The following is a 17,134-nucleotide window of genomic DNA, read 5'->3' as shown; positions in this document are numbered from 1 at the left end:
GATGCTCACGCCATCCCTGGCCTCTTCCTTGTTCAAACGGGTCTGCATCTGCGGACAACTTGGTCGTAGCAGGCTCATTTGAAGCTCCCTTTATCCATGCGAGCATAACTGCAGCAGCCGATCGTCCCGTAGGCCTCCTCGGCCGTTCTGGGACGAATTGATCTCACGGCCGAGACTTGGCAAGGACTGTGCCATCGCCAGGCTCAGTGCAACAAACGCAGGTGAGGATGCTATGCGCCTTTTGGTCAGTTCGAAACTTGCGGCAGCGGACGAGCGCGACTGATGAAATGAGCGTGCGCCGCCACTTCAGCGAGATAATGATCCATCGCGGTTCGCGCGAGGGCGGTGCCGGGGTGACGGAAGTGCACATAAATTCCGTCCTGCCAGCGACTGATCCACAGGTATGTCTCGCAAGCATCAGAACTACGACTGATCATAAATCGTGTCCGCCACTGCGGCCACAGGTCTGACCCGGGCACGGTGCGATTGTCCATATAAGAGACCATGAAACGGTCGCGCAGCGCGGTGCCGAGCAGCTCCATCGCCTTCGGAAATGGCACCTGAGCGGTTTTCTTGGCTCGCTTGAGCTCGAGCCGCGCGGCGCGCAGGAGCTCCGGTAACGTGCCAGCCAGGCGGAAACGCACCGGGCCCATCCCGACATACCATCCTACCGAGCGCATCGAGGGCAGGTCGTACCGCGTGTGAAAGGGGGCAACGGCGAGGAATTCTTGTTGGTCTGCCAGTGTCTTTCCGGCGAGCGCCAGACAGGCGAATAATCCCGTCGTCGCGTTTCCGCCCTGGGACCTGCAGCCGTGATCGAACTCAGCTGCTTGTGCCGCGTCGAGCAGCCACATTCGCCCTGTGCGTTGTAAGGTGCCCTCCGGCGCACCGAGTGGTAGTGGAAAATCCGGCAATTGACCGCCGTTTGCGGCGATCAGTTCGCGCCAGTGAGCGATAGCAGAATGATCATCGGTCAAATCGCCCAGTCGCTCTCGTTCGGATTCAGCGTGGTCCAGATAGCTGCTCACCGGTGCCAGCTCGGGCGCCACTCCGAGGATTGCGGCTGTGTACAGCTCGCGAATTTCGTATGGCACCAAAGCGATGGAATAGGCATCGCTGACGGAGTGGTCGCAGGCCAAGAGGAGGCTTGTCGATGTCGGCCGTGTGATCGTCACGAAGACATATGCTGGCCAGGACACCGGCCTGGTCTCCGCGTCGAACAGCTCTTCCAGCAATTGAACTATTTCATCGCCATCGGCGTAGTCACCGACCACGGTTTTTTCAAGCCTTGCCGCGCCTGGTCCGATCGTGGCACGATGGATTGTCGATCCATCCTTGACCAACCGGCTGCGTAGCGCCTCGTGCCGGTCGACCCAGCCAAGGATCGATTTGGTCAGCGCAGCGCTGTTGAACTCGCCCGGCAAGTCGAAGGCGGTGCCGAGCCAGCCGGGCCGGCCATCGTGCGCAAAGCGAAGGTGGTCTTCCTGAACATGGGACGGACGGCGCGGGTCGGGCCGCCAGCTGACCGGGTCCGGAACGCCGACCCGCCACAGCATCAGCCGACCCGCCTGCCGATCAGTATCGCAAAATTGCTTGATGTCCATGACTGGCCGTCGCGATGGTTACAGGTGCAAGCTGTGCATGCGGCGCAGCGGCGAGCGCCAGATCCAGAGTATCGAGGCAGTGCCAAGCACACTGCTCGCCAGCAACATGGTGCGCAGGCTCGTTGCAGCGGCGGCTGCGCCGCCGACCAGTGCGCCCAACGAGCCCAGTCCCCACACGACGCAGCGGATGCTCGCATTGACCCGGCCTTGCAGGTGCTGCGGGACCAGCCCATATCGAATTGGAACCTGCTGCACGTGGTAGAGTCCCTGGCCAATCCACAGAATGAATTGGGAGAGCGCCACGCATGCCACTGCTGCCCACGAGGGCGCGGTGAGCAGGCCTCCAAGACTCATGCCTGCCGCGCTCACCGCCAAGCCGGTCATTAATACGGGACCAAGCCCAAATGTCCGGCCCGCCCACGGTGAGCCCGCCGCGCCCACCACACCACCGAGAGCGCCGATACCGAGCACCATGCCGACGATTCGGCTGTCGAACTCGAGATTCCTGGTCAGATGCAGGAGAAACGCCGCAGAATACGCGTTGAGCCAAAAGATGAATGTGCCGGTGGCTAGGGTAACGGCCCTTAAAACCGGATTGCCGAAAACGCTCGCCAACCCTTCTGCCATTTGGACCAGCACAGTGCTCGAGGGGGCCGCTGAGCATGAGGCGGCACGCATCGGCACCAGCGAGAGCAACGCGGCGGCAAGCAGAAATGAGACGGAGTCGGCCAGGATTGCGGTTGGAGCGGAGAAGGCGTTGATGAGCCAGCCGGCCAGAAGCGGACCTGCGGCCATCGCAGTCGCCTGGCTGAACTCCAATGAGCTCTGCGCCCGAACCAGCTGAGACCGGTCGAGGACTGTAGGTATGCACGCCAGATAAGCCACGTCGGCGATCACCGCGGCTATCCCAACCAGCACGGTTGTCACGTACAGCTGAACCATTCCCAGATGTCCAAGGCTGGCGCACAACGGAATGGTGGCGAGCGTTACCGCCATCACCAGATTAGCGGTCAGAAGGATACGTCGGAGCGGGAGACGGTCGACAATGACCCCGGCGAACAGGCTCACGAAAAGGCACGGTGCCCGACCGCAGGCCAGCAAGAGCCCCGCCTGCGCCGGTCCGGCATCCAGTAGCGTAATTGCAGTGAGCGGCAGCGCCAGCATGGTTACGTTGGAGCCCAGCAAGGAAATGGTCTGGCCGACGAGCAGCGCAAGGTAGCTGCTTGGCAGCCGGTGAGGCGCATCAGATCGGCGCCGGCGGCTCACGCGTCGCCAGACGGCGTTGAGGCGGACAGATAACCTAGTCGGGCCAGTTCACTTCCGGCGATCTCCTCGAACTCCGAAATCTCAGCTGGCGTCAAATCTTGGACGTGGCGACCGATCCGCCCCTGATGCAGCGGCTTTCCCGCAGCCTCGGCTGCCGGATGGTCGTGCGGTTGTTCGAACAACGCGTGTTCGTATTCAGCGTGACGCAGCACGGCCTCGTCCCACGGCAAGCCGAGGTGATCCAAAATCGCCGCCAGTGTAGTGTGGGGACTGCTTACAAGGTCCTCGTAACGCACCTCGAGATAACGGCCAGGCGGCGCGATTCTGTGCGGCCGGGACACCACTTCAAACCAACCCTGCGCAGCATCAGCAATTGTTCGGTACCCCCAGTCAGGAACTGTCCTCAGATGAGAGGCGGCAACGTCACGGCCGTCCCGCACGATATGCACGAAATGTGCACGCGGCCACAGGCGGGCGAAGTCATCGACCCGGGTGATTTTCCGCTGCAGTTTCAATCCCCAGCGTTGCGCTCCGCTGCGCGCACGGCGCAACTCACCGATCTCGTTAATGAGATGGCATCGGTCGGCGAACGAGACAATGTCATTGCCCGTGACGACCATGACCTTGCCGACAAGTTCGCGCACGTCATCGAAGTCGAGACCGAAGCGGCGGCACTGCACCACAAAATGCATCCCGTCATACCAGAACGGATCGATTGTGTTCTTGCTTGTGCCCATGCCCCACGAATCGGCGGCCGCAAGCTGATCGATGGCACCAACAATGTGCGGCCCGAGGTTGGGCGGTTCGAGGAAGTCGATCTCTGGCCCGGCTACCAGATCCAGATGCGAGTCGAGCACGATACTCAGCAGGGTGGTGCCCGACCGGTTGTCACCGCCGAGCAGCACCGGCGATGTGGAAAATGTATCCGGCTGCGACATGGCCCTGCTCTCTGTTCGACATGTGTGCTGGTCAGGGGACGGGCGCATTGAACCAGCGCCGAACCGCTCCCGGGGTGGCAACGAAATGATCTCTGGCAAACCGTACTGCAGCTGCGACCGGATCCGGGTCGCGAGCCGGGTTCTCCATGCGGGACAGCGCTGCCGGAAGGGCCTCTCCAGCTGCTTCGACGGCGGCCTGCACATCGGTGTCGGACACTGCTGCCGATGGCATGAAACGCCCGCCATACTGCATCAGGAAGCCCCGAGCCCACATTTCCTGGAAGAAGGCATGGCCAAGCTCGGGGTCAGCAAATACGACGTCGAACATGGTGGGCCAGGCAAACGCCCATGCCGCGGCTTGCTGTCTTGTGAAGACGCCGTTGAGCCCCTTGATCAATTGCTCGCCGACCTCGCGCATCCGGGCCAGCGCGGTCCCGTCGCGCAGGGCGTGCAGGGTGCTCAATGCAGCGGCGAACGGGGTTACTTCGCGCTGGTAGGTGTTTCCCATGTATGTCTTTTCGGCCGCGGCCAGTACGTCCGCCCGGCCCGCGACTGCCGACAGCGCCATTCCGTTCGCCAGTCCTTTACTCAGTGTAATCAAATCGGGCGTGAGGCCGACCGCCATGTGGTACCCGCCAGGCGCGTAGCGGAATCCGGTCATCACCTCGTCAAGGACAAGCAGGGCGCCGTGCCGATGCACCAGTCTCTGCAGTTCCTGATGGTATTCTGGCGGGAAGAAGTTGACCTCCGGGGTGACGATCACCGCGGCGACGCGCTGGACACTTGCCAGCTGATCGAGCAAGTCGAGGTTGTAGCGGAAGTCCACGCTGTCGCGGTCCCGATTGGGCAGCCCCATCTCGGGGCGGTCCTGCAACTGCCAGTCATGCCAGCCGTGATATCCGCTGGTCAGTACATGGTTGATGCCCGTGAACGCGCGGGCAAGGCGCACGGCTGCGGTGGTAGCGCAAGATCCGGTGCGGAAAAACATTGAGCGTTCCGCGACGGGGAAGATCTCCGCCAGCCGTTCGGCCAGTTCGACCCGGTGCACGGACAGCGGTCCGGGCAGAATCCCGCCGGTGCGGCGCATCTCAGCGGCTGCGTGCGCCACGACCGGCTCGTATCCGGCCCCAAGCGGTGCGGCACCGCTACAGGAAGTGAAATCGACGTATTGCTTTCCATTGATGTCCCATGCATGCGCGCCTGACGCGCGCGTCATCACGACCGGAAAACGCTTGTTGAGGTCCCACTTCTGCGAAGCGGTGACGCGCAGGGCGCGTCGCAGTGCCGATCCATGCCCGTCGGTCGCGGTCACGGCGGCAGTAGGCGTGCTGATCGACAAAACCCTCTCCGTTGCGCTCGTTACGTCAGCTGCGTGACTATTCTTCGAGCGATCCGCAGCGCGTTCGCCTGAATGGTGAAGGTCGGGTTGACGCCCCCGGCATAGGGGAAGAAGCCGCCATCCGCGACATAGAGATTGTCGATGTCGTGCACGCGGCCCCAAGGGTCAACCACCGATTGTGTCGGATCTCTTCCTGCCCGACAGCCGCCATGCAGATGTCCGCTGCCGAACTGATAATTGGAATCTTGATAATCGACTTGTTTTACCCCTGCCTCGGCCAGCAAGTTCGACGCATGTCGCGACAAGTAGCCTAGTCGGCGCTTGTCGAGGGGGTGGGTCCGGTAATCGAGAATGATCTTGGGCAAACCCAGCCCGTCCCGGCTGGTGGCCAGCCGGACCGTGTTGTTGCGCATGGGCTGATCGGCCGCCAAAAAATGCAGCCGTAGCCTTATCTCGCCGGAATCCGTGCGTTCGGGCTGACTTGCTTCGTAGATCATTCCGCCGAGCCCCGAAGGCGCCTCGTCGTCCAGGTAGTGATCGGACACCGCGACAGTGGAGAAGGGGTGGCCGGACTGGGGCGTGGTCGGCGGATTCAACGTGGTCCTACCGGTCACGTAGCCGCTGATCTTAAACGAGATGCCACTGCCTACCATGCCAGATGCGTTGCCGATGCCGTTGGGCGCTGCCTGTTGCGCCGAGCGTAGGAGCAGGGCGGCAGACTGTACCGCGTTGCCCGCGAGTACAACGCAGCGGGCGCGGACCCGAGCGCGTTGTCGGTTGAGAGTGTCTATCCATTCCACCGCATCGGCGCGACTGACGTTGCCGAGATCGATGCGGACGGCCTTGCTGCCAAGCGCAATCGTCAGCGCGTCCGGCGGCAGGGCGATACCCCTGAACGGCGAGCGTGCGTCGGCCCTCGCGCCGCTCGGGCACAGATGTTCGTTGCATGGTCCCTCGCAGTGACAAGCTGGCCGGCCGCGATATGGGATCGAGTTGATTGCCAATGGAGTGGGGAACGGCAGCCGGCCCAGGCGTGCCCCGGCATCGGCGATCAACTGGCCCTGCACACTGTATTTGTGCGGTGGCAGAACGGGGGGATCGCTCGGCGGCTCGAGCGGATCCGCTCCGGCCAGGCGGGCTACTCCCACGCGCTGTTCCACCTCATCATAGAATGGGCGTAGGTCCGTGTAGTCGATTGGCCAGCTCGGGTCGAGCGCGTCCCTGGCCACATGCGCTCGTGCGTCAAAATCGATGGCGCGACAGCGGAAGGCTATCCCGGCATACAAAGTCATTCCGCCACCGAGCGCGCAGACGGTCCACGGACGCCCGAACGGCGTCAACGTTCCTGCCGCAGACTGCACCAGGGCGCTATCCATGCCATTTTGGACGTTCGCCAGCGAAGCGCCGGGAGGAAGTGTTCGTCCCTGCTCGAGAAGAAGTACTCGCAATCCGCGTTGTGCGATCTCGTGAGCGACCGTCGAGCCGCTGGCGCCACTCCCGATTACACATACATCAACAATATCGGCCGTCATTATCCCATCTTCTGGCAACAAATATCGCCGATGCGCTATCGCGCCGTGTTCATTAGAGAGGAAATGCCATCGAACTAAGTCTCATCGCGGGCGTTGGACGCGCGGCTGATTCATGCGATCGCTCCGGATTTCCGGTTTGGCTTCGCTCGTCCGCTAGGGATCATCGCCGTGAGATCGTACAATATGACGCTGCGTGCGATTCAAGCCCTTCGAGGCAGCAATCGCATAAATATGAGCAAGCGGCTTCCGCGAAATGCGATTTTTGAGAGATCTAAGAGCTCTCAAAGCAAATCGACCCACCAGTGCTCCCGATGCGGGTACTAAACACATATTGTCGTGATCGAGAAGGTGCTCGCAAGCGCAGCTTCGCGACGCCATGTGGAAGTTTTAAGGCCGCAGTCGCTCGAATGCGTCGATCGGTCACCACTGTCGCATATCATCGTACGAATTGTAAGCGGTTTGATCGCGAGAGACTCAGCCGGTCTGATGGACCCACGAGCAATTCAAATTCGTTCTCAACTCTCCGCAATCATTATACGCCGGCTAGAACGCCTCAAATTACGCTCTTCATGGGCAGCAAAAAAAAGCCCGGCCTGATCGATGGCCGGGCGAAGTCCGTCTGGGGGAGCGAGGCTGCTAAGCATCGCGCCAGCTTCCGTCGACAGAGGGAGGCTGCCGACGGATATTTGCGGCAAGGATTTTACCGCAAATTCAAATTGCGAAGGATCATGTCGGGCAGATCTGGTGTCGAGCGTTCCTCCTTCGCGTCATCTCATAGATGATGGTGGCAACAGTGGAGTTGGTCTCTGCTGCACACATACCGATCGCATCAGCGTCTCATCACGGCAGCAACAGGAAGTCCTTTCGGACTCCCTTGTTAGCTACTCTGAGATGATACAACGTGCCGCCGCGTGCGATTCAAGCTCTTTGAGCTGACCCGCATGCAATTCAAGCCGAGGGCCTTTACAATCAGCTAAGTACCTTCGAGAGGAGCAGACGTACGTGTTGCTCTCGTTCTTTGATAGTCGCGTACTACACCGTGATCGAGACGCGTTGTGCGTCATGTTTTCCACGTGATCTCATGCCTTTTGGCCTTTCCAGAAGCTGACGTGCTTGCTGATTGGCGGCAGAGAATCTTCAGAGCAGCGCACTTTTTGAGCGTCTTGTTAGCCGGCCTAATCACACGGTCGGTGTCGACGATCTCAAATGTGCTATGATCATCTTACCAAGATTGGACGGGGGTGGTCCGAGCATGATGGGCTCGGTGCCCGATCCGAGCATCTTTACCGGGGAGTTGCGCGGCGCGGCTCATTCGGCGGGCATATCACAGCCAAGCGCCAAAGCTGTGCTGGCAACACGGAAATCGCTCTCCCGTGGCCGCGAGCTCCCAACGATTGACGATGCAGATTTTGTGGATCTTGCCGGCGTTCCTCGAAATCCGTCGGCGACACACGTTCGCTGCGCGAGATCGCGACGGGGCGCTGGCCGGGCAAAAAAATGCCCTGGGGATTCCGCCCACGAGCAATGCATTCGCCTCAAAGCCAATACATACCAGCGCTCGGTCTTACCTGTCGAAAGGTGAACGCCGCCTGTGATGTCTAGGCAAAGCTGCGCAGGCAGCAACGGCCCAAGAAATTCAGCGCATCAGATAGGAGGGACGGAAATCTGCAAGCAACTCGAGTCGATCTCGCTGAATAAGATCAACAGCATGTCCGTTCCATTCAATGAGCTTCCTGCGCCGAAGCTCCTGGATCGTCCGATTCGCGTGTACCGTCGAAAGCCGCATGCATCGGCGATGTCTTGCTGTGTGAATGGAACATGGAAGCGACCATTGTTCAGAAGCCCGACGAGCTCAAGCCGCGCGGCGATCTCGCAAAGAAGATGAGCAAGCCGGGGCAACGCTTCCCGGGAGCCGAGATTTTCGATCCATTCGCGATAGATCGCCGTGTGAATCAACGTCTCCCGCCAAAACGCATGGGCGAGCGCGGCAGACTTCGCGAGGATTTCCCTGAGGTAGGAGTGGGGTACAAGGGCAATGATGCTGGTGCCGATGCTGCGGAGATCGCGATCCATTTCCGGAAAGTGAAGGGTGTGCAGGTCGGGGATGTCCCCAGGTATATAGAAGGACGTTATCTGGATTCGATCCGATGCCACTCTTTGGCGAGACAGAAAGCCGCCCATCACGACTGCACAGCTCACAGGCCGATCCCCCTGGCGCGCCAGGCACTCGCCAGGAGCGAACCGTTTGATGGTGTGAGGCATGCTTTCGAGCTTAGCTTGGTCTTGCTCGGACAAGCCCGTGACGCTCCGCAGACGCGCAATGAGCATTTGGTGCGGCAAGCAAACCCCGTTCTATCGCCGGGGCACGCCGATATCGACACCTATCCCCACCAGCCATAGCCGCGGCCATTCTGCACGGTTCCCCTTGATGTTCAACGTTTCTCCTACTCCCCTATTCGAGCTTTGCGCGATCTCTAGGGGAGACGCCGGATAGCCCATAAACGCACTGGACGATGACGCTCTGGCTATCCCTGAAAGCTCGACGATAAACCACTTACTTCTGTAGAACGACGAAACATGGTGCGCGATCGCCTGGACCGCCGAGCTGCGGTACCCTCCAACCGGCGTCAAGGCTCACGAGCGTGCAGCCAACGTCGGCTCGACACTGACGCCTTCCGCATCGTGCCTTGGCGGCAGCCGAGCAAAGCAATTGCGGAGCCGGGGCAGCTCATCTGGCTACGCAAGAGTGCATCTGGTTTGCGGTCGATCGTGAGTGAGGGGGGATGCCGTCGAACGGCGGCCGGATCTGAAGCCCCTGAAACACGATCGGCAGACCTTGTCAGCAGGAACGGCGATCGCCTCGTCAGCCTGCGATAGGTTTCGGGGGCGGTGCGCCCTGTCGTCGCCGTGACGTGCAAATCAGGCTGGCAATAGAAATCCGAAGTGATTATTCGCTCCGGCTCCAAGAGGACAAAGCGCGGCCTCCTGGCGCGTCATGCCAGCGAGTTTATGTAAGTACGAAACGGACCGATCTGTAGCGCGGATAACACATTGATCGGCTCGGCGAGACAGTTGGATCGCTTCGTACAGTGTTTCGTGGCGTCGAAAGGCCGATGTTTCCGTACAATTACGGGGCGATAGGGTGTGCTTGAATTGTCGTTCGCGGTTATTTGGTCGGATAGAGGGTCAAATGAATCATGCGGTTGTAAGCCGCTATGAACTGTCGACAACGACAGATGAAGAGCGTGAGCTGCGCTGCAGACGGGAGATAGCGCGTCTCAAACAGCTGGTCGTGCAGCTTTCTGAACTCGTCTTGCGCAATGTCACGCAAAATGCAGAGGGCCGAAAGTCGCAATCCGGCTGACGCGCTCGGCCGTATACCGAATGGTCAATGCGCAGATGATGGACGTTTGACAATAGCCATTATGATCCGCAGCGCGGCGTCCCCCGGGGGAGGGGAGCGGCCCCGCCCTTGTTCTTCTTGGGGCGGGGCCGCGTAATTTCCGGTCGAACCGCTTCATGGATCGATGGACAAGAGTGCGTATCGCACGGAAAATGTGGGTCTGCAGGCTCTCGATCAGCCGTTTCATCTTGTCGATCGCTTGCTCATAGACCTGCGCTATGCAGGTCTAACAAGCTCGATTACCTCCAACCCGGTGGAGGCGTTGAATCTGGAGAGCGCGCCGTGCGTCGATCGGGTAAAGGTCGACGATCAGCGTTTGCAGGCGGTGCCGGCTTTATTTACGGATACCAAGCTGCTCCATCGGCATTGATCATCGCTCCGGGAGACACGCCAGCTTTGATGCGTCGGCCTAAGATGCGTCAAAACGCGCTCGGGTTGGTCTCGCTATAGCCGCCCTTGTCGTCCCACCTGTAAACGACATAGTCGATCTGCTTGATGTCACCCTTGGCATCGTATTCCAGCTTGCCGATCACCGTGTCCCAGGAGCCCGCCTTGATCACGTCCATCACCTTCCTCGGATCCGTGGTGCCGGCTTTGATTGCGGCTTGAACCCAGACCTGCACTGCAGCGTAGGTGTAGAGGGTGTACCCTTCGGGATCGACATTCCTGGCTTTGAACTTACTGACGATGGCAGCCGCCGCTGGCTTGTTGCGTGGGTCTGGCCCGAAAGTGAAAAGCGTGCCCGCTCCAGCTGCGCCGGTGACCGAGGCAAATTCCTTGTCAGCCAGGGCATCACCCGACATCAGTACGGTCTTCAGGCCCTGATCACGCATCTGGCGCAGGATGAGACCTGCTTCCTGATGATAGCCGCCGACATAGACGAGATCGATATTGTCTCGCTTCAGGCGCGAGACAATCGCATTGAAATCCTTGTCGCCCTTGTTATAGGGCTCGTAAATCTTCTCGATGACGCCTGCCTTGTTGAGGGCCCTCTTCGTCTCGTCGGCAAGCCCCCTGCCATAGGTGGTCTTGTCGTTGAGAATGCCGATGTTCTTGCCCTTGAAATGCTTGGCGATATAATCGGCCGCAACCTGCCCCTGCTGGTCGTCGCGGCCGCAGACGCGCGCCACGTTCCATAGCTTGCGCTCGGTGAACAGGGGATTGGTCGAGGCGGGCGTGATCTGCAGTACGTTGCCGTCCGCGTAGGCTTCCGAAGCCGGGATCGACGACGAAGAGCAAAAGTGCCCGGCAACGAATGGAATCTTGGCGGCAGCGATCTTCTCCGCGACAGATCGCGCCTGCTTGGGATCGCAGGCATCGTCCTCGATGTCGAGGACGAGCATCTTGCCGAGTACGCCGCCGGACGCGTTGATCTGCTCCACCGCCATCTCCGCGCCGTTCTTCATTTGCCGGCCGAAGGCGGACTCGCCCCCAGTTATCGGTCCGGCGACGGCGATGGTGATGTCCTCTGCCAATGCCTCGGTGGACAGCGCAATAAGTGCTCCAAGCGCAAAGCCAATCAGCTTGAGTGATGTCATGGATGGTCCTCACAAGGTAAATGCGGCGGCGAGTAAGTCGAGCAAAGCAAAGCGAGCCCGGCGACGGCCAGCGCCTAAAAAGCAGCCGGAGATAAAGTCATGGTCGCGCATCGAACCCCTTCGAGTGCACTGCCATGATGGAGCGACAGCCCACCTTGAGCCGGTGGAGAAACAGTTCCGTCTCGCCGAACCATATAAAGGTTCGAGGAACTATCGGCAGGGAGCTCATCACCCGAAAGCAGTACGAGGACATTTTCCGATGCCGTTCCAGCAGAGTGATAGGCCGGGGCGCGTGCGCAAGGGCGGAGCTAGATCAACGAGCAACGTTAACGTACAAAGCGTCCCGTCTCATTCTCGCAACGCGTTGTCCATTTCATATTGCCCGCCGCTCGTTGAACGCACGGGCTGCCTTGGACGAACACTAGCGGAATCATGCAGTCAGGAAAGTGATAGCTCGGTCCACAACGTACAGAGCCCGCCGCGTCAGGAATGCGTATGCGAGAGGCGGGCTGTCCGGACGGGGAGGGATGAGGCGATCTTTCACACTGTCCCCCATATGAAAACAATCAACATGTGTCACCGATATCGATGGAGGCGGACATAAGCGAGCACAGAGCCGTTTTCGCTGTACTAGCTGCTGGCGCGATCAGTGCTCGAGTGACGCGGCCGGCCTTGGTCATAAGATCGGATTCGCTGGCGGGCCACTCGCACTTTGAACTAGCCGAAGAGCCTGCCCGAAACTCGGCATTCTGCATATTCAAGCACATCCGTTCGCGAAGGTTCCGGGCTTTGGCAAACCGGGTTACTTGGTCGGCCGAAGCGGCCGGCTACGTGCGTTTGCCGCGCTTGCCATCTCGGGCCGCATTTCCGCCCTCGCGTGCTCGGGTGTGTCGTCTTTCCAGCGTACCGAGCCGAATGGCCTTTCCAGCATGCGGCGAACACGTACCGGTGCAGGACCGATGTGGAAGTGAATGGCCCGCCGCTCCAGCGCTCGTTCCGATTGGGTCGGGCGGTTGCGCCAGCGCAAATAATCGAGCCAGGTAGGAAAGTGATAACGTTCGGTCCACAATTCGGGATCAGCGATGTCGCGCGCGATCGACCAGCCATAGGCGCCGTTGCGCTGGCGGGACAATTGCACGTCTTGCATGACGTTGTGAAACGCGCGGGCATTCTCTTGTGCAATCCGGTACTCGACCTCGACGACGAGCGGCCCGCTGCGTCCAGTCAAGGCGAGCCGTACTTCGGGATCGGCGAGCAGCTCGGGCTCTTCGCCGCGCGCGCCGACCCGGGGCATGGGTAGCCAACGGCCGATGAGTGGTGAGGCGAGCATCAGCGCGGCCGACACCAGCAGAGCGGTTTCAACGCCGGCCGCGTCCGTCAGGTGGCCCCACCCCCAGCTGCCGACGGCAATCCCGCCTGAACTCGCCGCCTGATAGGCCGCTAGCGAGCGACCGGTCACCCAGCGTGGCGCCGACAGCTGAACTGCGATGTTGAACACCGCCCATGTCAGCATCCACACGGCGCCTGCCAGGACCAGCGCGGCCGCGGTCAATACCGGCTGACGGCTCAGCGCCACGGCAGCCATCGCCGCGCCCATGGACAATGCACAGGCACGAATCGCAACTTCGCCGCTCATCTGCCTGCGGATCTCGGCAATGTTCAACGCGCCGACCACGGCCCCCACGCCAAAAGCACCAAGCATGATGCCGTAGGTCTGGGCGTCGCCATGCAACACATCCCGCACCACCAGAGGCATCAGCGCTGTAATCGCGCCGGCTCCAACGCCGGTTACAAGGGTACGAAGCAATACGACCTTGATCGATGGCGAATTGCTGATGTAGCGCACGCCAGACACCATTGCGCGGCTCAATCTTTCAGGCGGCAGGCGTGAGGCGGCGCGGACGCGCTTCCAAAGGAACAACGCGGCCATCAGTGGCAGATAGAGCACCGCGTTGAGCGCGAATGCGGCCACTGCACCGGCGCTAGCGACCACGACGCCGCCGATCGCGGGGCCGACGCTCCGTGCGATATTGTAGCTGATGCCATTCAGCGCAATGGCCGCAGGTAGCTGCGCTTCCAGCGGCACTTGTTCGCTTACGGATGATTGCCAGGCCGGTCCCATAAGCGCCATGCCGCTGCCGACCACGAAGCAGAGTACGAGCAAGACGTTCGGCGTCGCCAGGCCAAGCCAGGCGGCCACCGTAAGGCCAGTTGCGCCGGCGAGCGCGATGCCAAGCGAAACCAGTGCCACGATGCGGCGATCGTACATATCGGCGATTGCGCCCGCTGGTATTGAAATCAGCATCACTGGTAGCAACAGCGCGGTCTGCACCAACGCCACCTTGTCAGCTGATGACGTCATCTGCGTCATCGCCCAGGCCGCACCTACGCCTTGTATCAAGCTGCCGACATTGGACAGGAGACTCGCAATCCAGATGCGACGGAAGGTCGCGTGCCGCAGAGGCGCCGTGATACTTTCGGCGCTGTGCGACGGGACTTTGATTGAATCGCTCATGTTGGATCGTGATGATCTATCATGATTTGATTCTGGTGCGGATCACAAGGATGTTCCCGACGTGATATCGCCGCGGAATAAGACGCGTCAATCAGATGGCGACGTTTCGTTGGCTGCCTGTCTTCCATTCCACTCAGCGCTGTTCATTGGTGACTCTATGCTGCATCCAGCGCATAGCTTAATGGACACGTAGAACAGATGCTGTATCGCCCACGCGCAAAACATTGTACGCAGCGTACAAATGGCGAGTTTGACGAGTGCGGAATCGCTTGTCGGTGGGTAGAGTGAACTGTGATCCTCTTTGCTAACAAGCCGAAAGACCCTGTCACAGCACTATCCATAGTTCACGGGCTTCGCAGCGTTTCGGCCCGCGAGTTTTTACCTCAATGGCTAAAAGTTTGTCGCAGTCCGGATGAATTGTCAGCTGCGACATTGCCTCCGTGAACACGCGGATTGTTCCCGTAGCCTGGTTCAAGGCTTCCCGCTTGGCTATCTAGTCGCTCGCATAGGCGTCTCACACTTCCGGACGAGTTCTCGGGCGAGCGAGCATGATGCGAAATTCGGCAATCCGTTGTTGCGGGTCGTGCGGAGGTACTCGTGGATGGCCGGCCCTCATGGAAACCCTGCCGGCGCTAAATTCCCGAGCAGGAGACGACCTACGCTCTGAAGTGTTCCTTCGTTCAAGGCTGCGTGCTGTGCAACCACGAAACTGTCGCACATTGCGCGCGCGAGATTGCTTGTGGTATAAAGTGATTGCGTTCCTGCGAGACCGCTCGCGATCTTGCAGACCTCGGCGCTCTGTCGGGCGGCGTTGGTCGCGGCAAGGCGCATCAGGTTTGTCGTATTCGGCAGGACCGCATCCTGCAACGCTTCGTTCCATAGCTCCTCGGTGGCTTCATAGAAGAAGGAGCGTGCGGAGCGCAGCATGGCTTCGGCTCTGGCGGCCTCCAGCTGGACGTAACCGCGCTCTGCCATCACCGGCGCTCCAGTAATTGAAGCGCGGCTCCGGGCCATGCCGATCACCTCGTCTAGCGCGGAGCGCGCAATGCCGATGCCCACAATCGCATGCGCCTGCGCGGCGAAAGTCACGGAAGGATAACGATGGAGGGGCACGTCGAAAGCCGGTGGACCGCCGCGGATCAGTGTCCATTCCTCTGGTACAATAACATTGTCGACAACGATGTCATGACTGCCGGTGCCTTGCAGGCCGATGACCTCCCAATTGGGACGGATAGTTACCTGGTCGGCTGGCATCACGGCTATACGCGCAAGTCCGCCTGTTGGATCATCGTCTAGAGTGATTCCAACGCCAATTAGCTCCGCGCCGGTTGATCCGCTGGCGAAGGGCCACACGCCGTTCACGACAAACCCGGCAGCACTTCGTTGAGCGGGCTGGAGCGGGAAAACTGCACCCGCGTACACCACGTCGGGTCCGTTGGCATATACGCGGCAAAGCGTGTCTTCGGGGAGAGCAGAGAGGTAGCGAGCCCCGTCGCCGAAGCTGGCGACCCAACCGGCCGATCCGTCCGCTTCGGAAATACGCTCGATCAGGCGACAAAAATCTGCAGGCGTTCTCTCGTCGCCGCCAAAACGTTTGGCGGCCAAAGCCCGGTAGACGCCAACGCGTTTGAATGCCTGAATAACGTCGTCTGGAACCTGCTGCGCGCGGGCAAACTCGTTACGGCGCGCGCGGATATCGGCCAGCAGCGGCGACAGATCATCACTTGTTGCAGCTGAAACGTCCGTTTCTGCTGCGATCGTTTCTGGCGGAGCGTTCATGTTTGTCCTCAGTGATAAGACGACCAGCGGTGTAGCCGGTCATGGACGGAGATTGCGAGTGCATGGCAGAGCCGGCCGTATTGGGTGAAGCCCGAGAAGATCGCCGATTGCCGCAGTTGATATTGATCGTGACCAGCCCGCAAGCTCCTTCCTCTCCAAACCGCTTGCCGAGCGGATCGGGTCAACAACACGGTGTTGAGGGGCCCGAATGCTGAACAACACATGGCCATCGGCGCTGCCCTTGAATTTGGACCGGTAAGCAAACAACTGCGGCGGCAGCATCCGTCCTCACCCGTTTGACCAGGACTGCGAGAGCTGGCGATAGCGCTGGCTTCCCATCTCTTCTCAAACAGGGAGTTGTGAGGCCTCACGAACCTGTTGATCCGTTTATCGTCTCACCAGCAATCGATGTGCCATCAAACAGGGCCTGCTAGCTGTGTTTCCCTAAAAGTAAATCGCGTGATACGAGCCGGGTCAGCGGGGTGTTAGCGCCAACTCTGTCTGGTTCCAGCCACATCGTGTCATCAAGCGGACAGGGCGCGAGGTGAATGCAGCGATTCGCCAAGCAAATGACCGAGGCGGGCGCGTCCTCGGTCGAGATTCATCAACAGGCAAAGGCACCCAAGATACAAACCGAGCCAAGAGACTGCGCGACTGCCCGGTGTCCGACACGGCAGCGTCTGCCGGTCCTTGCTGGTGAGATCAGTGCTATATGACAGCTCAGATAGCGATCGGTGTTGGTGCGTGCGGGTGTCCCTATATGTCGCCGCTGCCCGTTGTAAGGAAGCTCCGTGCAAAGCTAATATTACCGCCCAATGCCAGCACGCGCCCGCATTTGTCGCTGCTTACTCTCGGCGCCAGCCAGAAGAACGACCTAACTCCCGTGCCTCCTCACTGCACGTGCAACGGGCCCTGATTAGAGCTCGCGAGGTGCCCGATGGCAAATGCCAGGCGAGCAGACCTTCAGGCCTCACCATCGGTCAAACCTGTACCGTCGAAAGTCCGAACCCGCGTACCGTACCAACCATTGTACATGCGGCGAGCTCTTCCTTTGCGATTTCCGGAAGCGTTTTGAGTTCGGAAGGAGTGGACGCCTTCCGAATTAATGCGACACATCGGCAGTCAAGTCTGCCAAGTCAGATCATTCGATCTATCCCAGCGAAGCGGTGCGAGTTCCGGTCTGCCGTCGAAACTCGCTTGGATTGAACTCATTCGTGTCG

Annotated in this window: 11 protein-coding genes; 2 read left to right on the top strand and 9 right to left on the bottom strand. The window is 60.2% G+C overall.

Features of this window, described 5'->3' with window-relative positions; genetic code table 11:
* Positions 1–245 precede the first annotated feature (245 nt).
* From ALC15_RS06590 to ALC15_RS06565, 6 genes are all read right to left on the bottom strand, one after another.
* Entirely contained in the window at positions 246–1,604 is a 1,359-nt protein-coding gene (locus tag ALC15_RS06590; RefSeq protein ID WP_050626567.1) for a condensation domain-containing protein, read from the bottom strand.
* 18 nt (positions 1,605–1,622) lie between these two features.
* Positions 1,623–2,870 carry an MFS transporter gene (locus ALC15_RS06585; protein ID WP_283806243.1) on the bottom strand — a complete coding sequence of 416 codons (1,248 nt, stop codon included), beginning with the start codon at positions 2,868–2,870 and terminating at the stop codon, positions 1,623–1,625.
* Positions 2,867–3,808 (bottom strand): sulfotransferase family protein, encoded by a 942-nt coding sequence (locus tag ALC15_RS06580; protein WP_050404887.1) that lies wholly within the window; start codon positions 3,806–3,808, stop codon positions 2,867–2,869. The genes ALC15_RS06585 and ALC15_RS06580 overlap by 4 nt, the downstream gene beginning before the upstream one ends.
* A gap of 31 nt (positions 3,809–3,839) precedes the next feature.
* Positions 3,840–5,147 carry an aminotransferase class III-fold pyridoxal phosphate-dependent enzyme gene (locus ALC15_RS06575; protein WP_128089447.1) on the bottom strand — a complete coding sequence of 436 codons (1,308 nt, stop codon included), beginning with the start codon at positions 5,145–5,147 and terminating at the stop codon, positions 3,840–3,842.
* Positions 5,148–5,167: 20 nt separating this feature from the next.
* Positions 5,168–6,679, bottom strand: coding sequence for an FAD-dependent oxidoreductase (locus tag ALC15_RS06570; protein ID WP_063695554.1), 1,512 nt, complete (start codon positions 6,677–6,679; stop codon positions 5,168–5,170).
* A gap of 1,644 nt (positions 6,680–8,323) precedes the next feature.
* Positions 8,324–8,974, bottom strand: a complete 651-nt coding sequence (locus ALC15_RS06565) for a Crp/Fnr family transcriptional regulator (protein ID WP_244485955.1) — start codon at positions 8,972–8,974, stop codon at positions 8,324–8,326.
* Between the two features lie 895 nt (positions 8,975–9,869).
* Here ALC15_RS06565 and ALC15_RS41525 point away from each other — a divergent pair.
* Positions 9,870–10,043, top strand: coding sequence for a hypothetical protein (locus ALC15_RS41525; protein ID WP_244485954.1), 174 nt, complete (start codon positions 9,870–9,872; stop codon positions 10,041–10,043).
* Between the two features lie 163 nt (positions 10,044–10,206).
* Positions 10,207–10,452, top strand: a complete 246-nt coding sequence (locus tag ALC15_RS06555; RefSeq protein ID WP_050404883.1) for a hypothetical protein — start codon at positions 10,207–10,209, stop codon at positions 10,450–10,452.
* 49 nt (positions 10,453–10,501) lie between these two features.
* Here ALC15_RS06555 and ALC15_RS06550 read toward each other — a convergent pair whose 3' ends face one another.
* From ALC15_RS06550 to ALC15_RS06540, 3 genes are all read right to left on the bottom strand, one after another.
* Complete coding sequence (locus ALC15_RS06550; protein WP_050626563.1) at positions 10,502–11,620, bottom strand: branched-chain amino acid ABC transporter substrate-binding protein; 1,119 nt, start codon at positions 11,618–11,620, stop codon at positions 10,502–10,504.
* 802 nt (positions 11,621–12,422) lie between these two features.
* Positions 12,423–14,135, bottom strand: coding sequence for an MFS transporter (locus ALC15_RS06545; protein ID WP_050626562.1), 1,713 nt, complete (start codon positions 14,133–14,135; stop codon positions 12,423–12,425).
* A gap of 612 nt (positions 14,136–14,747) precedes the next feature.
* On the bottom strand, positions 14,748–15,914 hold the full coding sequence (locus tag ALC15_RS06540) for an acyl-CoA dehydrogenase family protein (protein ID WP_050626561.1): 1,167 nt from the start codon (positions 15,912–15,914) through the stop codon (positions 14,748–14,750).
* Positions 15,915–17,134 lie beyond the last annotated feature (1,220 nt).

Origin of the sequence: Bradyrhizobium viridifuturi (assembly GCF_001238275.1) — a bacterium.
GTDB classification, from domain to species: Bacteria; Pseudomonadota; Alphaproteobacteria; order Rhizobiales; family Xanthobacteraceae; genus Bradyrhizobium; species Bradyrhizobium viridifuturi.
Note: the sequence above shows the minus strand (reverse complement) of the source record. Positions and strands in the feature narration are given on the sequence as shown.